Here is a 26,016-nt window from a genome sequence, read left to right on the forward strand (position 1 = left end):
AAAGGCAGTTAGTGGCTTGCGTCAGCAGCTATCCTACATACAATAGTGCGTACCAAATGCTCGAAACGCAAAACTCAGCTCGTGCAGTCTGGCTTTTGTGCTTTTGTACACGCACATCGCCTTAGCATGCTTTTTTCATATCGTCGCTGGACGCCCCTGAATTCCCCTAAACGCTTCCGTCTGCTCCAAAGCTGCGCTACGCCGGTCTCCGAGGTCAATTAGGGCGTCCAACACATTCAGAAGCTCCTGCGCGTCTTCAAGACGCAAGGGAAAATTCCAATCAGCCTGTCGCTGCACAATACCAGCTATTCGAGCTGGCAACATCGTTCCTGCCCATCCTTTCTCGGCGTTACCGATAGCCGAAAGTGCAGCGTTCACTTGCTTACCAAATTTGGAAAGCGGATATGCTCGCCCGGCTCGCTCGCAAAGGTCGAGAAACTTCCCCATGACGAACGAAGACCAGCCTACGTGTCGGATCACGCGATTAATGATTGGCATGACAGTTTCAATTTCTGACCAATCTCCGTTCGCATAACGTGCGGCTCCTGAAGCAGTTTTTTCGACGTTCACGAACAAGAGAGCAGCGATCATTTCTGGCATTGCATGACCATTGACCTCCCCGGCACGCCAACCGTTCGGCTCGAAGGTCGGATCATTCAAGAGGCGCGAGACGCATTCATCCAATACTGGAATAGCGTTTTCTGGTATTGATGTAGCATCACAAATATGGCGACGTACAACCATATCCGAAAAGCGTGCGAGTATAGAAAGCGCTTGCTCGTTGTCGGCCAAAAACGGCTTAATAAATGTGTCGCGCGCCACATCGAGCAGTACAAAAGGAATCACTCGGGCCAATATATCGCCAATACTGCTGTTCCACTCAAACAGATCGGTACGCTTCTCGTCAGAACGCCTCTCGGGATCCCATGAAGGCATGAGGCTCTCAGTAGTCCAATTGACGAGATCAAGTAGGAATGGCTCCAGCATTGGACGGTAGGAATCAGACACCATCCATGTCTCGAAGGGCAGTTTTGTTAGGAGTTTCGATGCCGTTTGAGCGTTGAAGAATACGCTCGGAAGTTGCCAGAATTCTTCCGCCGCTTCTTTTTTTCTGCTTGCACTTTCCTTAACCCATGCTGGTGGAAGCTTTGGCATGGGACCGCTTTTCTTTTTTTTGAGTGCAGTAAGTGCAGCGGAGAGGCTGTCCATACGCGCTTTTCGGTTAGGTGCTTGATCCCATCCATCCTCTTTGAATTCCGCGCGATGAACGATGCAAAGGCGTACGGCGAGTTGGGCCGCAACCCAGCGAACATGTTCGTCCTTGTCGAAAAAAAGTGCATCAAAAGCCAGTTCGCTCACACTATCTAGCGGATAGAGAGTCAGCTTAAGTAGCCGCTCCACGCTGTCTGGCCGCGGCAAATTGGATCGCCGGTCGTGGTGCAAAGCAATGACGAGACGTGTTGTTGGATGCCAGGGAATTGCAGAACCGCCGTACACGTCTTGCGGCTCGTTCATGGCTTCAATTCTCGCCATGACATCCCATGCCCACTCGTAGTCATCACTTTGCGAATCACCAAAGCGGATCACACAAGCGGCAACGCTGGCTATCACGGACTGCGGCGAAGAAGCACCATCGTCTCGTTCATCGAACTCGAACTTCCGATCGATACTCTTTGCATGCGTAACGGCTTCGTCAAGAGACCAACCAGCGGCAATTTTATTGGCCTCCAATGATTGGACTGCCCAGCCGACGATATTGAATCCCTTTAACGATGTGCTACTTTCCTCTAATCTCTTCTGCTCCTTAGCGGTTAGCGGCTGTGGCGATTCATAAGTGATCGCAACACTGGTTGCGTCATATTGGGTTTGCTTAAAATTATTCCGGTCACCTAAGCCTGCCCACCGCTCGGCCTCTTCCTTCAAAAAGGCGGTATACACATCATCTAACTTTTGCTCTTCAAGCTCATAGGGCAACTCATTGGGAAACCGTGCGAGGGCCGTCTTGAACTTCTCGCTGATCACTTTGTCGCCGCTTAACGCGAAAAACATCGCGAGTTGTCTAATCTCTCGCTTGCGACACTTTCGTTGATCGAGAAATTCTTTAGCCTCAGCCTTTTCTCCCGTCAGGCGAGATAGAAAGCCAAATCCCAATAGATCGATGTCCTTGCTAGGCTCCTGTACAAAACGCGCAGTATCGTGCCGCCAAAGCCGTTGGCACGCCGCGACGGAAAGCGTTGTTTCGGTGGTATCCCATGTCTCCAGTGTTAGCAAGAGCGCGATACCTAGAACCGCATAGCACTCGTTTCCTTCAACAATATCCTTGATTACGTCACTGGCCGACCGACCTCCTTCGATTTCTTTGAAAGCCCAATAGCTGAGGGCTAAAAAGGCACACGCTAAGGGGTTGGGAGACAGCTGTCCCAATCCCCAATTGTAAACATGCCAGTCGCCCCAAAACTGTTGGACGCCCCACGGAAAATCAATCAAAACAGCAATGGGGGTTCCCATCTCCTTACGATTGATCGAATGAACTTGCCTCCACCCCTTCGTCGCATGATTGGCGAGATTGCGAACCAACCGCAAGGCTACAACAGACTTGTTTACGAACAAACTCTTGAATGGCTCGTGAAGTGCTGAAGTCGGGAAGTAGACATTGTTGTAGCGTGCGATACCGATGTCATCGAGGTCGTATCGCTCACCTCCAATAGGGAAGAAGGCGTGGTGTAGCGCCAAGTTCTGCTGCCGGGTTCGTTTCTCCTCTGGAATGGCTCGTAGAGCTGCGAGATGCTTGTAATGTTCTTCGCGTTTTTTCCGTTCCCGTGTGAGCCTGTCTTCGGGCAATTCTTCAAGTAGTTCGGCCTCTGCGAGATCAGCTACAAGGTCAGGATCAACTTGGCTCATGATAGGTGAAAAAGCAATGAGATCGGCATACACTGCCGCTCGCCGTTCCTTGTCCGAAATGGTTCGCTTGAATAGCTCTTTAGCGAAATCAGGGTAGCTTCGCGCGGAGCGCAACAGAATGGAGCGCAGCGACTTGCCGAGTCGTGAATCTTCGTGGCGGCTAAGCTTCCGCGCCTCTTCTTTATCGCCATCCAATTTATCGTGCAATTCGCCTTTTTCAAACCGCACAAGCCATGCATTGGAGAGTTGCAGAATAGCTTTAGACCGTTCGTTTTTGATATCTGACAACGCGTTTTGCCAAACGTCGAAGATCTCCAAGATTTTTGGAATCAGCCTGACGGGAATGGCATCTGCTTCGCTGATGACCCAGTCGATAAGTCGGCCCCATGCGTGGAAATCAGATGGCCACCCGAGCATGTCGGCGACGATCAAATTGTCTACGCCCTCAACCGGGGTTTTGATGTTGCTAAGTACGTAGGGGCTCGGGATCGTGTGTTGTGCCTGAAACCAGACCAGTGCTTTTTCAAATAACGCGTAACCGCCAAACTTAAGCAGCTGGAAAAACTCCACTTTGGCGCTCTCGAATACAGGTGTGAATGGCGGCGCCGTCAGCCACTCACGCAGCCATTGACGTCGTAGGTTTTTGCTCGAAAGCGTACGATATCCCGCGCTCCAGCGGCCGCTATCTGTCAGCGCTTCCTGAGCAATGAGACCAACAACACGGCCTAACAAGGGAGGCTCTCCTGCGGACTCCAATGCATTCGTCCAGTTGTCTGCAAGATCAATCAGGAGCCGGAAGAAAGTCCATTCAAAAAAAATGTCGTGCGTGAATGAAAGGGACGATCCTCCTCGCTCTTCCCGAATGATTTGATCAGCCTTAAGGGCTGTAATTTGCTCAATGGTGGAGTCTTTCAACTCCCGAGTAGGAATGCTCTTTCCGAGATTGCGGACGCCCTTCTCGGCGATATCAATTAATGCGCGCTGTCGCTGAGGTATGGTTTCGACAACAGTATGGTGACCCGCCCGTATCCACCAGGTGGCGATTAAATCAACTTCCGTTTGAGGCCCGGCACCCGCCGGGATTGATCGGTCAAGTACCGCAGCAAAGAATGGACGGCGCGCTATGTCTCGAACAGAAGGGTTACCGAACAGGAGTTCGCGGAGGTGTGGCTTTGATTGAGCAAGTTGCTCCGCTTCCCCGTCTGAGAACGGGCGAACAATAACATCACCGATCCCGGTCTTCGCGTACATTGCGGTAGGAAACCATGCACGGAATGCTTCGAGGCCCTGATCGCGTGAACTTACCAGCACTTTCCAATGACTTAGGCCCGGCTCGCCGTGAATCGCATTCATAAGATCAACGATCAGACCCTGCTGATCGGGGCGGACTCGGTCAATCCCGTCGATAAAAAGAATGGGCGTTCCAGTTGATCCGATCTCCAAGAGTAATTGCACGACGTCTGGGTTCAACAATCCGAGGCTTGCTGCAAACGTGCTCCAGCCAGTTCCTGTTAGACGGTCATTCTTCAAAAAAAGGATCGGCCCAACAGCCAAGGCATTATGAGCAAAGCGTTTCAGGACAGCTGACTTGCCGCACCCTGGTAGCCCGCCGATGGACACTACCCGGTGAAGCTGGAGCTGTTTCGTAATGCCTTGCTGGAGCTCTTCACGTTCAACGTGAAAATCACCTACCGTCTCGGATACAACATTCAGTGATTCCAATGAATATGCATTGAGACGATTAATGTCATCACCGAAACAGGGGATCACTTTGAGCCTGACCACTCCGCGCAACTGACTCAGAAGCGAGGCGCGAGTCCATTTCGTAGCCTTTCCCGATCCTTCTCGTGCAATCCGACAAAGGCGGTCGAACAGCAAAATATCGTATCCGTCCTCGTTGATAGCGATGATTTCTTGAAGGCGATTAACCACTTCTGTTCTTAGTGCACCACCCTCTTCGAAGCCATTGAGATGAAGAGCGACGAAATGTTGATAAAAGCTGACTTCCTCGTCACAATTTGGCGAGCCAATGAGGGGCAGCAGCGCGTTTCTTAGATCCTGTTCGTCCTTTCCCGCGTTGCCTGTTGGTGAGAATCGCTGGGCGAAATCTGCGCCCGTCGTACTGGCCATCCCCCAATCGGTTAGCCGCGTCAGGTTACGAAATGTGTCGGCTGTGACGTACTCGACGGCGAAGCCGCACTTATCGACACCCTTCGTGAAAGTCCCAAGGGCTTGGGTGTTGACCGCTGCAGAAATGATCCCGCGGAACTCTTCGTTGGACGCAGCACCGCTAATCGTTATGGATCTTTTGATTTGGAGGCTAAGAACCCGCCTCGTACCCACGTCTTCAAATTCGACAACAAGATCATCCATAGGATTGCCATGCCCTTGCTGCTGAACAGCGACGCTCGTGACGAAACCTGCCTGCCCCGCAGCGCGTTCGCGGCGCAAGAGTTGCGCAAGGTAGTAGGCAACTACAGTGTCCTCGTAACTAAAACCTGCTCCTCCAGTCAGTTCGGTTGATGTTGGTTTGTTTTTTGATGACGAAGTCATGGCCGATCCCAAGCTATATTGACTATTTTTAAAACCATTTCGCAAGGCAGTTTCGCGCAGCAAATCCACAGTATTTTACAACCCGTCTGTTCAGACAGGATGCAGTAGATTCTGCGGCGAGCTACTCGGTAGATATGAAAGCACCGCGATCCCACTAGGCGTGGTTACCGAGCGCCTTGCCTTTCGACGCGTGGAATGAACATCAGTCCCGGATCATAACTCCGTATCTGCGTGGATTTTTTGAATGTCCGCTCTGGCCCGAATTCGACGTTCGCAAATGCCCGTTATCGGCTCTTAGCAGGCATTTAATAAGCCTCAAAAGCGGGCGATTGGAAGCGATTAATGAGTAGGCTAACCCGCATGACGCGTCGGTGTCGAACTGCAGGCTAGGCAGTGGCTATGACTAACAGCCACCATAATTCTTTCTTCCACTTTTTGTAATGGTGTATGTGCCACCTCTCGGACCAACAAAACAGCCAGGAGGTAGGCCGCGCGATTGTGTCGTGTACTGCTGAGGTGTTACCGTTGACTGATTGTTGATGGTTGGGTCAGAAACTTGCCTTGGTGGGACGGATCGTTGCCCTCCTCTATGACAGTGGTATTCCCCTGTTTTTCTATTGGTATGACAGCCTTCCCCATTCAACCCGCCTGGATGAGCCAGAGCGGCAGCGCCGAAAAGTGTTGAAAGCGCCATCATTAAGAGTTTTCTAAATAGGCCCATATCAATACTTAGGTGTCCGCTCGATCATTTTTTGCCAAAGATGTAACCAACCAGCGTTCCGAAGAGAACACCGAGCGACGTGTCGAACTTTCCTAGGTAACTCAGGAGCGCGGATGCGATGACCACGATGACGATAATTCCAGCTTGAAGCCATTTCTCGAAAGCTGCGTGGCTAGTGGTCTTTTCGAGTGTAGCCTTCTTGACGTCTTCAACGATGCTTAAGATACGCGAGGCGATATCGTGGCCTTGCTGCGACTGAAGGTAGTTGAGTAGTGGTTGGAGATCGTTATCTCCTTTTCCCTCGCCTCGATCAATCGGTACGACTTCTCTATTCATGTGTGCGCCTCGCTGCCCAATGTGGATTCCTAATGATTGAGTTCACCGACCTGCCCAATGTATCGCTTAGGCGCAGTCGAATGAAACGTTAGGACTATGGCCAATTGGAAATTGCTGTGAACTCGTTTCCGTCGCCTGTAGTTACTGTGAAATAGGAATTTATCGCTCGCGGAGTTGGCCAACCGGTTTCACTATACCCCCCTCTATTAGTCGCACTACCCCAATCGAACTTGCTGCCGCAGCCGCCTATTTCATGAAGCCAAGCCGCGAAGGATTTCGACGTCATCGCGGGTACGGATAGGAGAAACGTTTTGAAATTCTTGGGCTCAATGACGACAGGAAACTTGGGATCGACTGGCCCGTCTATACTTATTGGACCGAAACCAGAAACGGGACCGGCTGGAGAAAGCGTCATGGAGAAAATATCTTTGACAGTTACTGGCTGCGACGAGGAATTAAACACATTGACGCGCCAGAACGTATATACGATCGTTGGTCCTCCATCAATACAAACTACCTTTTCGACTCGTTTCGACGGTATGTCGCTGGGCCGCGCCTCGATCTTCAAGGCTTCGTGATTAAGAGTGTTCGCTTTTCGGGCCTCATATCCCTGCCAGAAGGTAGCAAGTAAGGCGACAACGCTGATAACCAATGCTAGGCGAGATTCTGTGAGCTTGAATGTGGGCATGAGGCAGTTCTATCTCTTACTTACATGGACAATTAACTCGAATATGCATAATTGGCAGTCGGTATGAACTTGAAAGAGATACCTCGAAAGGTAGGGGTGCGAATAAGGTTTCACGGGAGCACTGCTCATTTACTCAAGGATAAATAAACGGCGAAATGACACTCCACGCGACGGCGTCAATATCTTGCACTAATTACAATTCCTATAGCCCATACACGGAATCCTTTTATGTCTATTAGGCAAGATAATACCCCTGATGACGGGAAAGATTCCATCCCATAAATATGGGAGAAAATGATATGAGGGCACACCTTTTTTCCTAACTAGAGCCCGTTTAAGTGGCAAAAATGACTGTCCGTTACAAGTCGCAAAGACGTTGATGTATTAAGAGCTGTCGCTGGCACCTTAAAATTAACGCCATGCGATACCTTGCTCAATTCAGCGGCCGCACGGCATTTGCTGCTGCTTAGGCTGGCAGTTTAGGGAACCTCTTCGTTGGGCTGGCAGTCGACTGCCTTTTTACGGCATCGGGCCAGGCAGCTGGTCAGACGTCATGCATCGGCTCCTAGATGGTACCGAGCAGTTCGACACCATTCATTGGGGGTATCGGCCAGTTTTGGCAGTCGAAAGAGACCTACCCGAGCGCACCACAGCTCCGCTTGAAAACATCCTCGTCAAGCCGTATTACAAAGGCTTGATGGACACCGGTCGGGCAATTTTGTCAGTTGATGCATGGTATGAGCTAGAAGACACCGGCAGGGACGCCAAACGTTGGCGGTTCCAACATCAGAGCGGCGAGCTTGCTCTTGTTGCGGTTGTGGCGCGATGGGAAGTTTATGGCCATCAGCCGCCAGGCGCTGGTTTTGCGATCGTCATGTATGGAGGCCGCCCGGCGATCTTGGCGCCCGAGGACGCGAGACAATGGCTGGATCTCAGTTTGTCCGCTAACCGTGTAGCTTGCCTAGTGCGCGACAAAATACTGCCGGGATCTCAATTTGTGCGGACGGAGAACTGACGGCTCGCACATAGGATGTACTCATGATATTCGCCGGCCATTAAATCTGCTGTTGGATGTCCGCTTCTAAGCCATTGCTGCCTTTCGGACCGTCATGGCCTAAAGGGCACGTAATTACGAAGAACTGAATTTCAAGACAATTGCCTACACTGCTAAACCCTCGGCCAAGCTACAGTTGTGAAGCTCGAAATCCTAACTTCGTTCTGTCCTTGTAAGTGGCACTATTCGTCCGCTGCTCGAATCAAGACGCTCAACTGCAACTGATCGGGAAAATCCAACGTTCTGCATCCGGAGCAAAAGTTCAGCGACCTCCACGATAGAACGCTTCTGCCCCTCGCGAGCGTCCCCCACAGGAAATGCAGGATTTGTGATAGCCAGTTCCATCAACGCTTTTCCCCACGATTCGCTTTTGCGCAGAGGTGTTAGGCCTTGTTCTTTGAACAAAGAAAACAGATCTCCGTTATTACGAACCTTCGAAGCCTGTGCAAGGAGCGCTGTCCGGGCCAAAGTCACATCGATCACGCTTGGATTGTTCTTTTGATACTCGTGAATTGCAGTTTCGATGAGCTCGCTTGCTGAAAAATTGCCGCATTCCATATCAGGTTGCGAAATAAAGAAGCGGCCATGGAACCGTCCTTCGTCAGCTGCTTTACGTAGCATACGCAGATATTCTTCGCGATCGCCGTCAAGAACCACGACACTGAAGATGCCTAATTTCATGTCGGCCTCCAGGGACTCGACGAAGGCTAAACCCCTGCCGCGCTTCTCCGCGACGCTACCGCTTAAATTAATTAATTGGACATGGTCAAAGCTGCCTACAGCATGCACTAGGGCACCATACTCCGTATCTCCCTCGACATAGCACCGGACTTTTACACCAAAATCGAGGCCGAGCTGGGTCAGGTAATCACGCAAGTCGCGCCTTGGCGCATCGAACACACGCTCATTCCCATATAACATTTTGCGCGCACCTGGAAACCACTGTCCCGGGCCAATTTCATCCTCTTCAGGCCAAGCTTCTGCAAACGCCTGCTCGGCTGCCCGCCGGATAGTTTCAGCCATCGCCAGGAAATACATTGCACAGCCGAGTTGCCCTTTGAGTCTTTCACGTTCCCGCCACTTCATCAGTCGCAATAACACGTGTACTGAGCGATTTTCGTCGAGGGTTTCCGCGGCAAACGCTAAATCTGAACGCATCGCGCGAAGTACGATCTTGCCACTTGCAACAAGCATGTCGCGCAAAGAATGTTCAAAATCTCCTGACGGCGGCGCACCGATGGGCTGAGGTTCGCGATCCCTGAACACGATATCGTAGGTCACTGGCTCGACAACCGCCGCGGTTTCTACTATCTGATTCCAGTAATGAAAACGCTCACCGAACTCGATGGATGATGTCCAGCGCTGAGCTCCTTCCTGCAAATGCTGGACAACGTTGGATATCCCCGGTTGATACACTAGATATTGCATGCTCGATGTACCGATTCTTAGTGTGCGCTTGACATGGTGCAGCACATAGACCCGGAAAGGATGGAATGCCAGCGAATTCTCCAGCGGGCCTTTTTCATGATTTAGGAGTGCGGACCCGTAGCCTTCCGGGCGATCGCTAATGCGGCGAAAATCACAGTAGGTATATTCAAATCCCTCGCTGACGCCCTCTATACGGCTCAATCCCCAATCATCTATAGGTCCATCGCTCATCACCAAATCTGCACGAAGCAACCCAATCTTCCAAAGACCAGTTATTTCGGCAGCGGAAAACCAACCCAACCCAAGATCCTTGGCTAATTTGGCAAGTGCCTCGGGGGTAAGCAAGCGCTGTCGCCAGTTTGCAAAGCCAAGAACGACTTCCGCGCGCATACGCTCAAGCGTAGATGCTGTCATAAAACTCCATCGAAAAAAAGGACATCAAAACTGTCCAATATCGGCCAAGAGTAGACGATCGTCATCGACGCCAGATTCAATACGCCGTGAGTGCTCAACGATAATTATTAATCGGTTTATTTTTATAGTTCGAATTTAAATTCCCAGCGTTTAAATTCCTCTCTTAACCGATCTTTTCTACGTTCTCGTTCTTCGGGATCGTCCACATAACTTGTGCCTATAAGATTCAGAAAATTCGGATGCATGCCAGCCGTGATGAATCGTTCCTCTCCCTTGATCTGAATATGAATTTCACGCATACGTTCAAAAAGCGCATCTGGCGCCATCTTGTCATGCGGGTCATAAGCACGGTCCGTAAGTTTGGTATCAAATGCAAGCCGCTTATAAACATAGAATAGCCAAACCTCGTTCAAGTCCCCCCATAATCTATAAAAAAAAGCCGTTACGCCCGCCAGAAAAGTGAATACTCGCTGTGATGATTTTAGATATTGCCCACTGCCATCGGTATTCTTATATACGGTTTCGTAAATCCGAAGCAATGCGCGTCCTATCGCTTTGAGAATGATTTCCTGTTTGAATTTGAAAGGAACCGGTTTGGCGAACGGCACTGCGGTCAAATTGTCGATTATCTCGGATACAGCCGAACCGAAAGTAATGAGAGTAAAAGTTATTCGCGCACCAAAATTATCAGCCCAACCTTCAATAGCTATGGAATCTGTCTTCGATTGATCCTTATGCGACACATGTTTGTTGACATAATGAGCCAGCTCATGACCTAAGATGATCAAGCAGAACATTACGTCGTCGAGCGATTCAATTGGTTGCTGAGCGCCGAAGGTATTGAACCATAAGGTGCTGCCTTTTTCGTTGCCGGTGACCTTAGCAGGACCGTTTATGTTGGCTGTTTTATAATTTACTCTAAATTGAGCATTTGGATTAAAGAAGCCTTCAAAATCAGAAATTGCAGCCTCAATTACGCTCTCGTAAATATATTTCATGAGGTTTTTCGAGTGTCCAAAGGGATTATTGTTGTTATAAATATTAAACTATTCGACGTCCTAATCGAACACAAGGTAGTTGACCCGACAGAATAAGCAGCCGCTGTTTTTCGCATCTCCCATCGAGTTGGGTCGCCACTTAGTTTCGGCGATACAGTAGGGATCTACGCTTTTTGAGCAGGATTACTAATTGCGATTATTATTACCTCTGAAATTACCTATCCGCACATTCTCCCCGGCTAGTCCCTTCAACAGCAGAATTTCTCGACGTAATGCTTCATTGATTGAGGCAAGCTGGGTAATTTCTTTAAACTGGCTTTCTACCTGCTCCCGTAATTTTCGATTCTTTTCTCGCTCGACCTGCAGTAGCGCCTGCTTCTGATTGCGCTGCTCTCGCGTTCCTTTTCCTATAATTTGCCGCACTTCTTCTGCCAGGTCTGGATAACGCATGTGAATCAATTGCGGCGATACCTTAGCTTCTTCAGCTACTCGTTTGATGCTGATCTTTTCCTCTGTCTGTTGTAGCCGGCGAAGCGCCAGTTTCAAATCATTTTGTGTTCGTTCTCGATCACGTTGACGCGGAGCGTTTTGGACGGTTTTTTGAACACTGTTTTTAGGCTGCTGCGGTTCCATTCTGTCCTTCCTCAACTGCCACACCTAATTCATGCAGGATACGGGCAGCTTGCTCAAGGTCTCGCTCCACCCGCTTTTGAGCTCCAGGCCCTAACGTCTTGGACTCCTCTAACAATTCGCTATGGTGACGATATGCTTCCTTCCAGATGGGAACAAAACGCTGGTCAATGACACTATCGCCACAGCCTCCGCAGCGCCCACGCTCATAAATTCCGGAGCCGCCACATCCCTCTTCCTGGGCAAGACACCATGAATGTCCGGTAGAACGGATCGTAAGCTTATCTGCTGTCTCTTCGATCAAGGCCTCTCGGTTCGGGAAATCATGTGCCCGCATGCCCATAATTCTCTTGCCACCACCACCGGCCAGCAAATCGTCAGATTGAATCCAACGACTGATCGCCTCTACCTTCTGGCGGTGCGCCTCGTCCAGAATCTCGTCATACAAAGCTACATCTTGATAGGGGCTAGCGGCATAAAGCCGTGACAAGTCGAGGCTGCTGTGCTTGAACTGCTCCTTCAAGAACAACATGTCTCCAAGTCGATGTCGCACAAATGTGAATGCGTACAACCGACGCATCTGATGCGGCGAAAGCTGCCAGTCCACTCCAGCCTGCCGGGCAAATTTTCGGCAAATATTCACCCACCCTGTATCGGACACAGCCGTAACGGAGCCCTTAGCTTTTCCCAGAAACAGACGGTTCCGATTTGCCTCAGCATTGGCAATAGCTTGTAATCCTTCAGCCCTCTGCATAGCCGGATCGCTTTTCCAAGTTGCCAATAGCTCGTTTAGCTCGCGACGATATGGAAGCGACCAGCGTTCCATTATTCGCAGAAGCTCATGCCCCATCGATGGCATCAAGTAATCGACACGGCCCTTGCCTGTTTTGTGCTCGATTGATGTGATCCACTGAAAAGTGAAACCGTTCTTGCTTTCTGTACGCCCAGCACCTACTTCGATACTGCTCAATTCCGAGCTACGCATGCCAGTCAGAACGCCAAGTAGATAAAAACAGGCATTTCGGATTGCGGTTATCTCCGGATCTTTTCCTGTACACCGCAGTCCGGCGTCGCGTTCATTCATCACGATATCGGCACTGAGAAGAATATTCTCCGCATGTAGGAACAAGCATCTGGCCACGTGGCTTGGAATAAGCGGAGTCTTTGCTTCGAACCCGAGCTCCCGTTTTGTAATTCCGACCCAGCCAGCCATTTCCATTGCGCTAGAATCTGGCCATGGGTGAATCTGCAGGCTATCGACCTGCTGGCTACGGAATTGATACAGCAATTCGAGAGCAAAAAACAAACGAACGAGCGTTCCGGGCCTATAGTTTTTTTCCCTTTGTTCATTAACAAAATTGGCGATGTGTATGGGCTGTACGTCAGCCAATAAACTAAGTCCAAACTTCGAAAAGTGACAGCAGATCGTCTTTAAATCAAAGAGTACATTTCCTAATGTGGTTGGTTTTGCGGTGCGTGTCGGACCAGAGATGCCGACCTTCCAGTACTGGAACAACACGATCTTGCATGATTCCCTAAACGATTCGGGGATAGTGTTCCAGCATAGGCGCTTTTTGCTCGCTTTTACATTGGGAGTGGACACATATGGCCACATTTCCCATGTCAAATCGCCGTAACGGCTCAGAATGACTACATTTCCTTGAGCATCCTTCACTGAGCTGATAACGATGGCATTTCGCTGTTCCTCGGCGAAGGAGCCAACATCTACCGGGTGAATGATCTGCATATCATAGGCTTTCTTGCCTCTGACTTCAGCAGCTCTATCAGCTCGGTGCTTGGCGGCTTCAAACTGTGGCATGGTTAGATTCCGTTGTTCCCATGGTATAGCTTTGCCAAAATTTGATGGGGTGGATACGTGCCTTTTCCTTCGCAGATGCCACCATCGCCGCATCAAATTTTTCTACTGTAAAAGCGTCAATCAGCTGCATAGTGTGCAAAAACCGCTCACGCCACTCGTTCGTTCTTGCCCTATCCCGTTCCAGATCAAGGAACCAGTAAAAACTGAACAGTCTGTGCAAGTCTTCAGAAGAGCCGACAATAGCGTAGCTGCGGCAGGAAAAGCAGCTAAAGAAGTTATCACAATGATCTCCGTTTTTGGGCGCCTTGTCGCCATTGATACTATCCTTGCAGCTACCTACTGGGGTATTTTGCAAGTTAAGTGGAATCACTTTTTTGCCATTGGTGTCACCCGCATTTCCAGTTCGATGAATCTCAGGCAAAGCTTCCCCCAAAAGAGTAGCGTTTTCGCGCATCTCGTTTGTGCAGACCAGATAGTTGCTATCAGCGATTTTTGGCGTATGGCCCATGATCGCTGCGACAGTGAACAGATCCCCATTAGAGAGAACCCAAAGGCGGTTTTCCAACGTCTTACGTAGGCGTGACAGGGAAAGACCCAGCGGCTGACCGTCATCCCCGTGCAAACAATGACGATTGATCAAACCTAATATACCCTGCGTCATATAACTCATTGTAAGCACCGTTACTACACCTCTATCTTGGTTTTTTTTGCTACGGTAAAGCCATAACCGTTTTTGGTGATTCTTGCTAGCCTCGACCACCACTGCCTCAGTCAACTCCAGTACCTTGCGCAACACTCCCACACCATCCATCGGAATAGAGATGGGCAAATGCTCTTCTCTGGAATATCGCAAACTTTTTAATTGCGTCGCATTACCACGGCGCTTGAAGCTCTCTACTAGCATCATGTTCGGCATGAAAGGGTGAGGCTTGAGGCAATCACGACGAAGCTCTAACATAGGGGTAGTATTCATGCCGGTGCGCATGGCTAGAAATAGCGCATGTACTATCAAAGCTTCACCCTCTGTACCCTTAAATTCTTTCTTGTGAATAGCAATCAGATCTTTTTTCAATGCCTCAGCGAGACGGATACGCTCATTCGGCGATAATGGCATTGCGCCCTTTTGATTGCGAGCACCTGGGAAGGGATTTGCAGGAAACAGATCCCTATGTGGAGGTACGATACTACGTCGCTGGAGCCCATTCAGGACAGATTTGGTTTTAGTATAGATATTCCTCTGGGTAGTATAAGTCCGTTCATGACGTTCCTTTATCCAGACAATGTAAGTCTCTATGTGAATTCGCTCGATGGATTGTGGCAAGCAAGGCACATTACTCTCTTGCAGAAACTCGAAAAAGTTCAATATCCCTTGGTTGCAGTAACTACTAACTGATGCCGGCGTAAATTCTCGACTTTTGATGAAGGCACGTAGTTGCCCAGCACATGCCCATACCCATTCATCCATACCCTTGTTGAGCCATGGGGTAAGATCCAAGATTCGCCAACTTGTGGGATTCTCAGGCAGCTTAACAATGGTTCCGCCTTCCTCTTCAGGAATTGGGCCGGTAGATATCGGTACCAAAGTAGGAGCGACAAAGACTTTTTTTCTTGTCACGTTGGTTCCGGGTTGAAGATCTCATCCAATTCGTCTTCGTGCGCGAGAATAAGTTGGCCTTCCAGTGAATTCACCAGATGCAGATAGCCCCGAGTAGTAACTAGATTCGCATGCCCGAGACGGTCAGCCACATAGATTAACGGCTCACCTTCAAAGGTATCGCTTTTTCTCAGGCTAAAGAGCAGATAAGTGGCGTAGGTGTGCCGGAGCATGTGCGCTGTCACACGAATTTCAACACGTCTAGACAACGCGGCAAATACTTCGGTAACACTCTTTTTCTCGTATGGTACGCCCCCTTCCGTCAGGAATAATGTCGGGAACGATTGATGTTTCTTATTATTTCTTTGTCGCTTTTGACGATGGCGCACCGAGTACGCCCAAAGATCTTCCATAAGGTCGTAAGGCATATCAATCCCTCGAGATTTGCCTCCCTTGAGCGCCATATCCTTGGAATCAAGATACAGTCGGATTTTTTCCCCAGGCTGTAAATCTATGTGTCTGCTCGGATCGAACACGTACTTTTCAGGGAAAGTACGGCATTCAATTTGCCTTAGTCCAGTCCGCACCATCAGTTCAAACATCAAACGATGATTGAGATTGAATAGTGCATCCCGGCATACAGCGACCTGCTCCTTTGTGAGGATCTTGATCTGCCGTGCCCTCGCCTTTGCTTTGGCGCTTGAACTCTCTACCTGAATGCTTGCGGAATCAGCGCAGGAAGGAAAACCAGGCTCCCTACTGATACGTACCTGAATAATTTCAAACGGGAGGGAGCCAATTAACCTCTGCTTTAATGCCCACAAATAAAAGCGCTGAATGACCCCGATTCGCTGGTTTACCGTGCTGGGATCTAATTCTAGATGTCCTATAGACCAATCCCGGTAAGAATCCAGAACACTAGGCAAGCCATTCATCGGAGGGCTTGTCCAGTCTAAGTTGTTTGCTAGTACAAACGCGAAGTAGTCATACATCGCCCTTCCATACGCTTCCCATGTCCTCTTACTGCTAATGCGTCCGTTTTTAGTAAGAAGATCCCACAAGAAGGTCTGAGCTGGCTCCATTGGCTGACTATCGTGATCCAGCAGTAGAGGAAAGCCAGCATACTTCCGTCCAGCTACGAAAAGCGAATCATTGGCAAGGACGAGTCTCACAACACTGCCCTAGTCTTGAAAATGGTATGTTCGGGCTCAAGCCGGTAGAGATAGATTGTTCGGTCGATAGCATCACCATTGCCAATGGTGGCATAGGTGTCGAGCCAATTGAGATTAAGCCTCAGGGCTTCGAAATTGCGCCGGCTGAATTTGATGAAAAGGCGATGGGTATTCCTGTCTTTAATGAGCGGAACGGTCCTATCCTGTTTAGCTTTATGCGGATTGACCGGAAAAGGCAACGAAGTTGCGCATCCGATTTTGCAAAAATTAGCTAGTTTAGTTCCGCTATACCTTTCTTTGAAAGCTTGAACAGTCGCCACCCACCACTCCAATTAAAAGGATTATTTAATTTCTCCTTTATCTTAATTAATACAAATGTATTGGCAAGTGGCAATTTGCATATAAATGTATGCGCAAGTGACAACTGTCACTTCCCTTATCATCATGTTTCCTTTAATGTCCTGATGCTGCTTCGCCGGCAGCCTGGGCTTTGAATGCGGTCGATATGCCGGCCGCGTTGCCGCCGCCATTGATGGCTGCCTGCAAATCGGTATCCGCAATCCAGTAATCGCGCTGTGCTTCGATCGCCGAATTCACGCTGCCGATTTGCGCACGCGCATCCGCCAGCAATTCAAAGACGCTGGCCAGCATGCCGTTGTAACGCAGTAGCACTTCATCGGAAATCTTCTTGCGCAGCGGGACCACTTCGTCGCGGTAGTGCCTGGCCACGTCATAGGTGGTGCGATAGGCTGAATACGCTTCGCGCACTTCCGAGCGGGCACGCACGGCGGTATCGGCCGTGCGATGCACTGCTTGCATGTAGATCGCTTCGGCCTTTGCCACCTTGGCGCCGCTCCAGTCGAAAATCGGCAATTGCAGCTCGATCTCGTAACCATTGCCGCGCGGCGTACCCGTTTCGCTCTTGTTGATGTAGCCGATATCCAGCACGTTGATGAAGCGGCTGGCTTGCGACAGTCCCAGCGCCCTGGCAGTCGATTCGACACCGCGCTTGGCGATCTGGATATCCAGCCGCTGCCGCATGGCTTGGGCCTCGGCGTCCTGCATGGCCTGGGGTTCTTTAGGCAAATCCGGCAAACGGTTAGGCAACTGGAACGCCGCCTGCTCGCCCCATACGCCCATCAGGCGGGCCAGTTGTTCGCGCGCCGCGGTAGCGTTATGCCGGGCACGCGCCACCTGTGCCATGGCATCGGCATAGAAGGCCTGCTCGCGCGCCTGGTCCAGCTTGCTGAAGTTTCCAACCTGCGTCATGCGCTTGGCCAGCTCCGCGCTGGATTCGGCAGCGGTGGCGACCTGTTCCATGTACTGCGCCGTCTGCTGCGCCGCCACGGCATGGAAATAGGCCTTGCGCGTATCGCCGGCCAGGCGCACCGACTGCGCCGCCGCCTGCAGCTTGGCTTGTTCGAAACGGCGCTCTTCGATGCCGCGCCGAATGGGAATGGTCAGCAAACCGATCACATCGAACATGATGCCGCGTTCGATTTCGACATCGTTACCGGTGCGCAGCCTGCCAAACGTGAAGCTGGGATTGCGCATCCAGCCGGCGCTCACCAGGTCGGCTTCAGCGATGCCCAGTTCCGAGAAATAAGCTTGCAAGCCCTTGTTGTTTAATAAAGAGATTTGCACCGCCGAGTCGGGAGTCAGCGGCTTGTCCAGCAACTGCCTGAGAGTGTCATCGGTTGTCTGGGTAGCGTCGTTCGGCTTGGCAATCTGTACCGACTGGCCGGTACGCTCCTGGGTCATCGATGAGACCGCATCCATGCCGCCATCCTTGGAAAAGGTGGCGCAACCTGCCAATACCAGCAAGGCGATACCGGCAGCAAGCGGCTTGAGGGTCGATCGGTGTCTTCGCAAAAACATTGCTTGATTCCTTCCCTCTAGTGATGGTGGTGGCCGTGGTGGCCGTGTTCGCTATGGTCCCGATGCATCGAGTCCATGTGGGATGGCATGGTTAACCTGTCGGGCGAGACTGCTTGTGCTTGTGAGGATGCTCGTGCTTGTGCACTTGCCTGTGAGGTTGTCTGCGATGGCGCCGGCATGCCTTCGGCCTGTACTTTGCCATGTCCGGCATGACCGCCGATCCTGCCGACCGCCTCATTCGCGCGTCGCCATCGCCGATCAGGAGTGGTTTCGGCATCGGTGGCAGCCCGATAATTTTTGAAGGGCGATACATACGTTACTGCTGAAACAGGCACGCCGGCATCCTGCGGATGTGGCCGTGGCGAGCCCTGAGACATGGCAGCAAGCGGCACTGCCGTCAGCGCCCCCAGGACGAACTTTTGTATAAGCGTCATGTGAATTCTCGAAATCGATGGAACAGGCGTGCGCATACCGGCACGCGGCTCATGCGAATGGCTGGGACCGTTCGGCGAACGCATGCCGTTCGCCGGATCCGGCTTTCGCGACGATCAAGCGAGAATGTATTTGGGAGGTCGTTCGAGGCCGTCCGGCGTATAGCCGGTGACCAAAGGGATGGGAACAACCAGCACGGCCTCGGAGCCGATAAATGCCGGCATCGTATGCATCACCGCCACGGGCGGCGCGGCTGCGCCGATACAGCCGGCGGCACAGGCACTGCAGCCGGCATGTGACTGCACGCTCGAAGCAGAGCCATCTGCCGCGCCATCGTCCGACGAAACATGGTGCACCTGTCCGGCGTCATGATGGTCATGCGCTGTCATGTCCGTCTCATGCCGATGATGCTCGCCATGTCCCTGCGGCGCATTGTCATGCAGGATGTGTTGCATGCGCTGATGATGAACCGGCATGCAAGACATGGGCATGCTGGCGCCCACCGCATGCAGCGGAAGCATGGCCACCAGGAGCCAGAGCATCAATGTCTTGAAAAAACGCTTCATTTGAATAGGAAGTTCAGCAGCCGCATCACTGTCGCCAAATCTGGCAGGGTACAAACACTATAAAGCTTCCCACAGGGGGAAGGTCAAGAGCCATTTTGAATGGATTTATCAGTCAATCATGAAAAATCCGGACGTTCGTCAAATTGCCTTTTTACAAGATAAAGCAAAATTCATCATCAATGACTGTTGGCATTTCTTCCTCTCTTTCCGACACGTGGAGTCAAAATGAATTCCTTATCCAAATATGCACGTTTCCTGCTCCTTGCCGTGGCGGCATCGGTCGGCACGACTGCGGCGTGGGCTCATGCCGTTTTGAAAAGCGCCTCGCCGGCCCAGAATGCGCAAGTGAGTGCGCCCACGGAAGTCACGTTGCGCTTCAATGAAAAGCTCGAAGCAGCCTTCAGCTCCGCGCAAGTCATCGATAGCAATGGCAAGTCTGTCAGCACCGGCAAAGCGGCTCTGGATGCCGCCGATCCGTCCGTGCTGAAAGTGCCGGTCCAGCATCTCGCGCCGGGCAAATACAGCGTGCAATTCGGCGTGGTCGGCCATGACGGTCACCGTCGCAAGGGAGAATATTCCTTCACTGTGAAGTAAGCATGGAAGCAACACTGCCGCAAATCGCATCGACTGCGCTGATCAATTTCAGCCTCTCCTGGACAGCCGGAATCCTCGCTTCCCGCTTTTGGTTAAGGAAACGGACAGCCTCCTGGCAGGATGGCGCCGCCGGCTGGCTCGCGTCCGCCATGACAGTGAGCCTTGTCATGTGTCTGCTAGGCATTTTGCTGTCCTTGTGGAGCGAGTCGGCAGCGATGGCCGACGTTGCCTGGCTTGATGCTTGGCCCGCCTTCCAAGCCTTGGTGGCAACGACCCACTATGGGCATGCAGGAATTGCCGCAGCCACTTTCTTCCTGCTCGCCTTGATTCTGCACTGGCTATTCAAGCGCCGACACGCCGAGCTTCACTATCTGGGCGTAATTGCCTTCCTGGTTCTCCTGGCGGCCGGCGCGCGCGTGACGATTGGCCATGCGTATGCATATGGCTTCTGGAGTGTGGCAGTCATGGTGGAATGGCTGCATCTGCTCGCCATGGCGCTGTGGACAGGCATGGTGCTGGTTGCCGGCTGGGCGGTCTTGCCGCGCGTACTGGCCATGGAATTTTTTCCTTCGCAAGAGCGCGCTTCCTACCTCGCCTCCATGTCGACTTGGGCGACCGCCGTTCTGGCAGCGCTATTAGCAACCGGCGCATACAACGCCTACCGCGTCCTGAGCAGTCCGCGGGATTTGCTCGCGACAGACTATGGACATATGCTCGTGTTCAAACTAGCCTGCGTGGGCATCGCGATCGCGCTCGGCGGATTCAACCGATTCGCCGGCCTTCCTGCGGCGCTATCGACGCTCGCCACATCGCACGCTCAGCACGGTCTGCAGACAGTCGTTGCAGTATTGCGGATCGAATCTGTTGCCCTGTTGTTGGCCTTAGCTGCCGCAGCAGTCATGACCTCCAGCGCACCGCCGGTGCACTGACATCGCGAACGGCACAAGGATGGCGTGTTGCCCTTGCCTGCGTCGATGTCAGTCAATCGATCAATGGTGTGCGTAGCCGGCATGCATACCGGTCGGCCATAGCCATTCATGGCACGTCGCGGCATACCTCGCGCCAGAACTCGGTGACTTGATACTTCTCAATTAAAAATCGCTTTCCGGAACGCAACTTTTTCTTGAGCCCGAGCCAATTTATAATCCCCTGACCATCGATCCAAAAGCCGTCCGGGGTGGAGACCACCCGACACGGATCCCAGTTGAGGCAGCGTTGTACCACTTCCTCGAACCGATAATTGGCGACGATTCAGTCTGCCATCAATAGAAGCCACCATATGAACTGGCCATTTTCAACTCTTAGCGTTACCGACAGCTCGAAGCTGAGCGAGATGGAAATCAAAATGCGCTCCTTTGACTGGAGCGCCACAAGCATCGGGCCAGCCAAGATATGGCCGCAGTCGCTGAAGACCGCCGTCCGGATTCTCCTGGACTGCCGGTTGCCCATGTACCTGGCATGGGGACCGGACTATATCCAGTTCTATAACGATGCCTACCTTCCCATCCTCGGTGACAAACATGAAGTAGCGCTGGGTAATTCAGCGCCAATAATCTGGAGCGAGATTTGGCCAACCATTGGCCCCATGTGGGAAAAGGCGCGACAAGGTCAGCCGATCGGATTCGACAACTTCAGGCTCACCATCAACCGTTATGGTTATCCGGAAGATTGTTACTTCAACTTTTCGTATAGCCCTGTTCCTGACGACTCGGGCGCAGTGGGGGGCATACTGGCCACCTTTGCCGAAACGACTGAAAAATTCTTGGCTGAAAAACGGCAAGCCTTTCAACTGCAATTAGCAGACGCTTTGCGCGATCAGCGAGGAGCTGCAAGGGTAGTAGAGGCGGCCTCGCGGCTCGCTGGTGAATATTTTTCAGTTGACCGGACAGGTTTCGCTGAAATCGATTCGCAGCAAAACATCATCAGCGTCGAACGTGACTGGACGAACGGTCGCTTGTTCAGCCTTGCCGGCGATAGCTGGCCGCTCGATATTTTTGGCCCTGCGCTGACCGACGAACTCGCCCAAGGAAAAACCGTCATCATTGAAGATGTCAGTCCCGACCAGCGTGCGATACCGTATGCGCAAGGTTACGCGAGCATAGGAGTCCGTTCGACCGCCGCCGTTCCGATCCTGGAAGAGACGACATTAACAGGCCTCTTTTATCTGCATTCCGGCTTACCGCGACGATGGCCGAAAGAGGAAGTGACGTTGATCGAGGAAGTGGCACGCCGTATCGCCAATGCCATCCGGCGCGAGCGCGGCGAAGAAGCGCTCCAGGACGAGACCCGCATTCTGGAGCTGCTCAACCAGACCGGGCAGTACCTGAACTCGACGCTTGACATCGACAGCTTGCTGCAATCGATTACCGATGCGGCAACCGAGTTAACCGGTGCGCAATTCGGCTCATTTTTCTACAATGGGCGCAATGCGAATGGCGATGCCTACATGCTGTACACCTTGTCCGGCGCGCCGCGTGAAGCATTCGAAAAATTCGGCCATCCGCGCGCCACGCCGATCTTCAGCCCGACATTCCATGGCCACCCTCCCATCCGCAGCGACGACATCACGAAAGATCCCTGCTATGGAAAGATGGCGCCGCACTATGGCATGCCGAAGGGCCATCTGCCGGTCAAAAGCTATCTGGCTACTTCCGTCATTTCCAAGTCGGGCGAAGTCATCGGCGGGCTGTTTTTCGGCCACCCTGAACCGGGCAAATTTACCGAGCGTACCGAACGGATTATCAAGGGCATTGCCGCCCAGGCAGCAGTTGCCATCGACAATGCCCGGCTTTATGAAAAGTCGCAAATGGCCGCGGAAGAGCGCGAAGTATTGCTGGCAAACGAACGTTCCGCACGGGCCGACGCTGAACGCCTGATTCGCTCCAAGGATGAGTTCCTTGCCATGCTGGCGCATGAATTGCGCAACCCCCTGGCGCCTGTCAGTTCAGCCGCGGAAATCTTGAAAATGGCGGCTCACGATGAACAGCGGGTCAGGATGGCAAGCGAGATCATTTCGCGGCAAGTCGGTCACCTGAGCCATCTCATCAATGACTTGATGGATGTCTCCAGGGTCACGCGCGGCCTGGTTCAACTGGACAAGGAATGCCTGGATATAAAGGCGATCGCCACCACTTCAATCGAACAGGTCAGATCGTTGGTCGAGGCCAGGCAACACACTTTGATTACCCGGATCGATGCCGACCGCGCCAGCGTTTTTGGCGACCGTACGCGACTGGTCCAGGTCATCGCCAACCTGCTCAATAACGCCGCAAAATATACGCCAACCGGCGGAACAATCACCCTGACAATCACCGTCCGGGATGAACAGATCCTCATTAGCGTGATCGACAATGGGGCGGGCATCGATGGCGCGTTGCTGCCTCATGTATTCGAACTCTTTACGCAAGCGTCGCGCTCCCTGGATCGCACACTCGGCGGGCTGGGCATTGGACTGGCGCTCGTCAAGGCCATCGTGGCATTGCATGACGGTTCGGTGACGGCGCATAGCGACGGCCCAGGCTGCGGCAGCATCTTTACCGTCATCTTGCCCAAGGCCGGCGACGGGATGGCACAGCCGATCGAGAAGCCCGCGCTGCCGGCCACCGGATCGCTGCATATCATGGTGGTTGACGACAACGTCGATGCGGCCAACTCGATTGGCGCCTTGCTCACGGCGCTGGGCCACAAGGTCACCATCAAGACCGATGCCACGACCGCGCTGGCCGAAGCAAAATCTCATCCGCCGGATGCCTTTATATTGGACATCGGCCTGCCCGACCTGGACGGCTACCAGCTCGCAAGAGAATTGCGCGGCATGGCAGCGTGCAAGAGTGCGCTGCTCATCGCCCTGACGGGATATGGCCAGCCGCAGGACCGGGCGCTGGCTGAAACCGCGGGCTTCGACCATCATTTTGTCAAACCGGCCAACACCCAGCGCCTGGCCGAGGTGTTATCGAGTGTGCATGCACGCTAAATGCCGCGAAATGGCATATGATTGCGACCCCACATGAATTCGCTCCAAGAGATAGCAAAACGTCATGACCAATGCATGCGGCGTAGACTTCGGCACTTCTAACTCTACTGTCGGCTTCAGCCGGCCCGGACAGGGAGCCCTGCTGCCGCTGGAAGACGGCAAGGCCACCCTGCCCTCCGCGGTGTTTTTCAATGCCGAGGAAGACACGATCCACTTCGGCCGCGATGCGCTGGCCGCCTACCTGGAAGGCAGTGAAGGCCGGCTGATGCGCTCGCTCAAGAGCCTGCTCGGTTCCAGTCTCATCGATGGCCAGACCGAAGTGTTGGGACGCGCCCTGCGCTATCGCGATCTGCTGGCGCAATTCATCGGCGCGTTGAAGCAGCGCGCCGAACAGGCCGCCGGCCGCCGCTTCGAGCAAGCCGTGTTCGGCCGGCCGGTGTTTTTCGTCGATGAAGACCCGGCAGCCGACCAGCTCGCCGAGCGCACGCTGGAGGAAATCGCGCGCAGCGTTGGCTTCAAAGACATCGCCTTTCAATTCGAGCCGCTCGCCGCCGCTTTCGATTACGAATCGACACTGACCAGCGAAGAACTGGTCGTCGTGGCCGACATCGGCGGCGGCACTTCGGATTTTTCATTGGTCCGCCTGTCGCCCGAGCGCGCCAAGCACATCGACCGGCGCGCCGATGTGCTGGCTAACGCCGGCGTGCATATCGGCGGCACCGATTTCGACAAATACCTGAGCCTCTCCAGCGTCATGCCGCTGTTCGGCCTGGGCAGCCGGCTGAAGAACAATACCGATATGCCGTCGAGCTATTACTTCAACCTCGCGACCTGGCACACCATCAACCTGGCTTACACGCGTCATGCCGAAAACCAGCTCAAGGATATCTATCGCGATGCGGCTGAACGGGAAAAACTCGATCGCTTGCTCGACCTGATCGAGCAACGCGCCGGACACTGGCTGGCCTACAAGGTGGAACAGGGCAAGATTGCGCTCTCCGATGCCGACACTGCGCAGCTATCGTTGGAGCGCCTGCGTCAGCCGCTGGACATCACGCTGGAACGCCCGCGCTTCGATGAGTCGATCACGCCATTGGTCGAAAAAATTGAAAGCGCCGTGCTGGGCTTGCTGAAGGATACGGGCGTCAACAGGGATGAGGTCGATACGGTGTTCTTCACCGGTGGTTCAAGCGGCGTGCCGTTGCTGCGCCAGCGGATTTCCGAACTCTTGCCAGCGGCACGGCGGGTGGAAGGAGACTTATTCGGCAGCATCGGCGCCGGTCTTGCGCTCGATGCCGCCCGCCGTTTCGGCTAGATTGCTTTCGCCCGGCTATTGAAGCTGGCCATCCTGTTACTTCGATGCCGGCTTGCGCTTGCGCGATGACGGCGTAGCTTGATCAGCGGAAGCCGCCTGCGCTTTTGCGGCAGATTTCGAAGCCGACTTCTTGGGCGCGCCGCTAGCTGCCTGCATATCGGGCGTCATTGCCGCCGCCGTATCGACGGCTTGTTTGAACTGATCCTGCAGCATGCCCCACCACGCAGCCGGATTCGCCAGCGGCTGCATGGCATCGGCCATGGCAGCGGTGGCATCCAAAGCCGGCTGGATAGGCGACGACGCGTCAGCATTGTCGGCGGCAGGCTTCTTGCGCGCCGACGTCTTTCCTTCTTCAACAGGCTTGGCTTCCTCGGCAGCCTTGGGCGTGGCGCTTGCCGATGTCGCGGCCGAAGTCAAAGTCGCAGCCGAAGCCGCAAATGGCGACTGGAATGCCGGCTTTTCGTCGGCGCTCGACATCGATGGCGGTTGCATGGCCGCCGTAAAGGTCTCGCCCATGGTCTGCAGGGTCGACAGCGTCGCCTTCTGCACTTCCAAGGCCTGGATCGATGTATGCAGCATATTCAGGTTGAGCGACAGCCAGGATTCAACCGCCTGCAAATCCTTGATTTGCTTATCGATCTCGTCGATAGATAGCGTGGGCATCACCATGCCCGGAATATGCTTCATGCCTGGCAAATTCATGCCGGGAACGTTTTCCCACATGTTTTTGAAGAAATCCAGGGTATCCGACATCATGCTTACCCCTGGAATGGCGGATGGCGTGGACTTGGACATAACAGTCTCCGTGTAATGAATATTTTTAGCCTAGCAGATATTAATAACAAAAGCACATTCTGACCTGCTACCCGAGATTAGTACGGACTTGATGTAGAGTCTGCCTCTTAGGAGGCAGTATGAAGAAGCGATTCACCGAAGAACAAATCATTGGC

Annotated in this window: 20 protein-coding genes; 6 read left to right on the plus strand and 14 right to left on the minus strand. The window is 52.8% G+C overall.

Going from position 1 to position 26,016, the window contains the following annotated elements; genetic code table 11:
• Positions 1-135: 135 nt before the first annotated feature.
• The 4 genes from EDC30_RS18330 to EDC30_RS18345 form a co-directional block, all read right to left on the minus strand.
• Positions 136-5,523 carry an NACHT domain-containing protein gene (locus tag EDC30_RS18330; protein WP_207907326.1) on the minus strand — a complete coding sequence of 1,796 codons (5,388 nt, stop codon included), beginning with the start codon at positions 5,521-5,523 and terminating at the stop codon, positions 136-138.
• Between the two features lie 334 nt (positions 5,524-5,857).
• Entirely contained in the window at positions 5,858-6,175 is a 318-nt protein-coding gene (locus EDC30_RS20025) for a YHYH domain-containing protein (protein ID WP_132260308.1), read from the minus strand.
• Between the two features lie 24 nt (positions 6,176-6,199).
• Positions 6,200-6,511, minus strand: coding sequence for a hypothetical protein (locus EDC30_RS18340; RefSeq protein WP_132260309.1), 312 nt, complete (start codon positions 6,509-6,511; stop codon positions 6,200-6,202).
• A gap of 94 nt (positions 6,512-6,605) precedes the next feature.
• Complete coding sequence (locus EDC30_RS18345; protein WP_132260310.1) at positions 6,606-7,199, minus strand: hypothetical protein; 594 nt, start codon at positions 7,197-7,199, stop codon at positions 6,606-6,608.
• 526 nt (positions 7,200-7,725) lie between these two features.
• On the opposite strand from EDC30_RS18345, the gene EDC30_RS18350 reads away from it, so the two are divergent.
• Entirely contained in the window at positions 7,726-8,214 is a 489-nt protein-coding gene (locus EDC30_RS18350; protein ID WP_279389775.1) for an SOS response-associated peptidase family protein, read from the plus strand.
• Between the two features lie 192 nt (positions 8,215-8,406).
• Here EDC30_RS18350 and EDC30_RS18355 read toward each other — a convergent pair whose 3' ends face one another.
• The 6 genes from EDC30_RS18355 to EDC30_RS18380 form a co-directional block, all read right to left on the minus strand.
• Positions 8,407-10,095: a hypothetical protein gene (locus tag EDC30_RS18355; RefSeq protein ID WP_132260312.1), complete on the minus strand. Its 1,689-nt coding sequence runs from the start codon at positions 10,093-10,095 to the stop codon at positions 8,407-8,409.
• A 122-nt stretch (positions 10,096-10,217) separates the two neighbouring features.
• Positions 10,218-11,093 carry a hypothetical protein gene (locus EDC30_RS18360; protein WP_132260313.1) on the minus strand — a complete coding sequence of 292 codons (876 nt, stop codon included), beginning with the start codon at positions 11,091-11,093 and terminating at the stop codon, positions 10,218-10,220.
• 186 nt (positions 11,094-11,279) lie between these two features.
• Positions 11,280-11,726: a TetR family transcriptional regulator gene (locus EDC30_RS18365; protein WP_132260314.1), complete on the minus strand. Its 447-nt coding sequence runs from the start codon at positions 11,724-11,726 to the stop codon at positions 11,280-11,282.
• Positions 11,707-13,542 (minus strand): tyrosine-type recombinase/integrase, encoded by a 1,836-nt coding sequence (locus tag EDC30_RS18370; protein ID WP_165973877.1) that lies wholly within the window; start codon positions 13,540-13,542, stop codon positions 11,707-11,709. Before EDC30_RS18370 ends, EDC30_RS18365 begins: the two co-directional genes overlap by 20 nt.
• Complete coding sequence (locus EDC30_RS18375) at positions 13,529-15,157, minus strand: hypothetical protein (RefSeq protein WP_132260316.1); 1,629 nt, start codon at positions 15,155-15,157, stop codon at positions 13,529-13,531. Before EDC30_RS18375 ends, EDC30_RS18370 begins: the two co-directional genes overlap by 14 nt.
• On the minus strand, positions 15,154-16,128 hold the full coding sequence (locus EDC30_RS18380; protein ID WP_165973878.1) for a tyrosine-type recombinase/integrase: 975 nt from the start codon (positions 16,126-16,128) through the stop codon (positions 15,154-15,156). Before EDC30_RS18380 ends, EDC30_RS18375 begins: the two co-directional genes overlap by 4 nt.
• 89 nt (positions 16,129-16,217) lie before the next feature.
• Between EDC30_RS18380 and EDC30_RS18385 the strand changes: the two genes are divergently transcribed.
• Entirely contained in the window at positions 16,218-16,583 is a 366-nt protein-coding gene (locus EDC30_RS18385; protein ID WP_132260318.1) for a hypothetical protein, read from the plus strand.
• A gap of 178 nt (positions 16,584-16,761) precedes the next feature.
• On the opposite strand, the gene EDC30_RS18390 is transcribed toward EDC30_RS18385, so the two are convergent.
• The 3 genes from EDC30_RS18390 to EDC30_RS18400 all read right to left on the minus strand — a co-directional run bounded on the left by EDC30_RS18390 (position 16,762) and on the right by EDC30_RS18400 (position 19,184).
• Positions 16,762-18,186, minus strand: coding sequence for a TolC family protein (locus tag EDC30_RS18390; protein WP_243656859.1), 1,425 nt, complete (start codon positions 18,184-18,186; stop codon positions 16,762-16,764).
• 17 nt (positions 18,187-18,203) lie between these two features.
• Positions 18,204-18,620, minus strand: a complete 417-nt coding sequence (locus tag EDC30_RS18395) for a hypothetical protein (protein ID WP_132260319.1) — start codon at positions 18,618-18,620, stop codon at positions 18,204-18,206.
• Positions 18,621-18,734: 114 nt separating this feature from the next.
• Entirely contained in the window at positions 18,735-19,184 is a 450-nt protein-coding gene (locus tag EDC30_RS18400) for a hypothetical protein (protein WP_132260320.1), read from the minus strand.
• 225 nt (positions 19,185-19,409) lie between these two features.
• Between EDC30_RS18400 and copC the strand changes: the two genes are divergently transcribed.
• The 4 genes from copC (at position 19,410) to EDC30_RS18420 (ending at position 25,066) form a co-directional block, all read left to right on the plus strand.
• Complete coding sequence (copC, locus tag EDC30_RS18405) at positions 19,410-19,778, plus strand: copper homeostasis periplasmic binding protein CopC (RefSeq protein ID WP_243656860.1); 369 nt, start codon at positions 19,410-19,412, stop codon at positions 19,776-19,778.
• A 2-nt stretch (positions 19,779-19,780) separates the two neighbouring features.
• On the plus strand, positions 19,781-20,707 hold the full coding sequence (locus EDC30_RS18410) for a CopD family protein (protein WP_132260321.1): 927 nt from the start codon (positions 19,781-19,783) through the stop codon (positions 20,705-20,707).
• Between the two features lie 416 nt (positions 20,708-21,123).
• Entirely contained in the window at positions 21,124-23,751 is a 2,628-nt protein-coding gene (locus EDC30_RS18415; protein ID WP_165973879.1) for a GAF domain-containing protein, read from the plus strand.
• Between the two features lie 64 nt (positions 23,752-23,815).
• A complete protein-coding gene (locus EDC30_RS18420) occupies positions 23,816-25,066 on the plus strand; it encodes an Hsp70 family protein (RefSeq protein WP_132260323.1) in 1,251 nt (416 codons plus the stop codon).
• A 36-nt stretch (positions 25,067-25,102) separates the two neighbouring features.
• Here the strand turns inward: EDC30_RS18420 and EDC30_RS18425 are convergent, their stop codons facing one another.
• A complete protein-coding gene (locus EDC30_RS18425; RefSeq protein WP_132260324.1) occupies positions 25,103-25,861 on the minus strand; it encodes a PhaM family polyhydroxyalkanoate granule multifunctional regulatory protein in 759 nt (252 codons plus the stop codon).
• Positions 25,862-26,016 lie beyond the last annotated feature (155 nt).

Origin of the sequence: Paucimonas lemoignei, from assembly GCF_004342585.1 — a bacterium.
GTDB lineage: Bacteria > Pseudomonadota > Gammaproteobacteria > Burkholderiales > Burkholderiaceae_D > Paucimonas > Paucimonas lemoignei.

Bases quoted from the DNA above. Each gene is read 5' to 3' on its own strand.
- EDC30_RS20025 (WP_132260308.1), bottom strand. From the start codon at position 6,175: ATGGGCCTATTTAGAAAACTCTTAATGATGGCGCTTTCAACACTTTTC.
- EDC30_RS18340 (WP_132260309.1), bottom strand. From the start codon at position 6,511: ATGAATAGAGAAGTCGTACCGATTGATCGAGGCGAGGGAAAAGGAGAT.
- EDC30_RS18345 (WP_132260310.1), bottom strand. From the start codon at position 7,199: ATGCCCACATTCAAGCTCACAGAATCTCGCCTAGCATTGGTTATCAGC.
- EDC30_RS18355 (WP_132260312.1), bottom strand. From the start codon at position 10,095: ATGACAGCATCTACGCTTGAGCGTATGCGCGCGGAAGTCGTTCTTGGC.
- EDC30_RS18360 (WP_132260313.1), bottom strand. From the start codon at position 11,093: ATGAAATATATTTACGAGAGCGTAATTGAGGCTGCAATTTCTGATTTT.
- EDC30_RS18365 (WP_132260314.1), bottom strand. From the start codon at position 11,726: ATGGAACCGCAGCAGCCTAAAAACAGTGTTCAAAAAACCGTCCAAAAC.
- EDC30_RS18370 (WP_165973877.1), bottom strand. From the start codon at position 13,542: ATGCCACAGTTTGAAGCCGCCAAGCACCGAGCTGATAGAGCTGCTGAA.
- EDC30_RS18380 (WP_165973878.1), bottom strand. From the start codon at position 16,128: ATGTATGACTACTTCGCGTTTGTACTAGCAAACAACTTAGACTGGACA.
- EDC30_RS18390 (WP_243656859.1), bottom strand. From the start codon at position 18,186: ATGTTTTTGCGAAGACACCGATCGACCCTCAAGCCGCTTGCTGCCGGT.
- EDC30_RS18395 (WP_132260319.1), bottom strand. From the start codon at position 18,620: ATGACGCTTATACAAAAGTTCGTCCTGGGGGCGCTGACGGCAGTGCCG.
- EDC30_RS18400 (WP_132260320.1), bottom strand. From the start codon at position 19,184: ATGAAGCGTTTTTTCAAGACATTGATGCTCTGGCTCCTGGTGGCCATG.
- copC (WP_243656860.1), top strand. From the start codon at position 19,410: ATGAATTCCTTATCCAAATATGCACGTTTCCTGCTCCTTGCCGTGGCG.
- EDC30_RS18410 (WP_132260321.1), top strand. From the start codon at position 19,781: ATGGAAGCAACACTGCCGCAAATCGCATCGACTGCGCTGATCAATTTC.
- EDC30_RS18415 (WP_165973879.1), top strand. From the start codon at position 21,124: ATGCGCTCCTTTGACTGGAGCGCCACAAGCATCGGGCCAGCCAAGATA.
- EDC30_RS18420 (WP_132260323.1), top strand. From the start codon at position 23,816: ATGACCAATGCATGCGGCGTAGACTTCGGCACTTCTAACTCTACTGTC.
- EDC30_RS18425 (WP_132260324.1), bottom strand. From the start codon at position 25,861: ATGTCCAAGTCCACGCCATCCGCCATTCCAGGGGTAAGCATGATGTCG.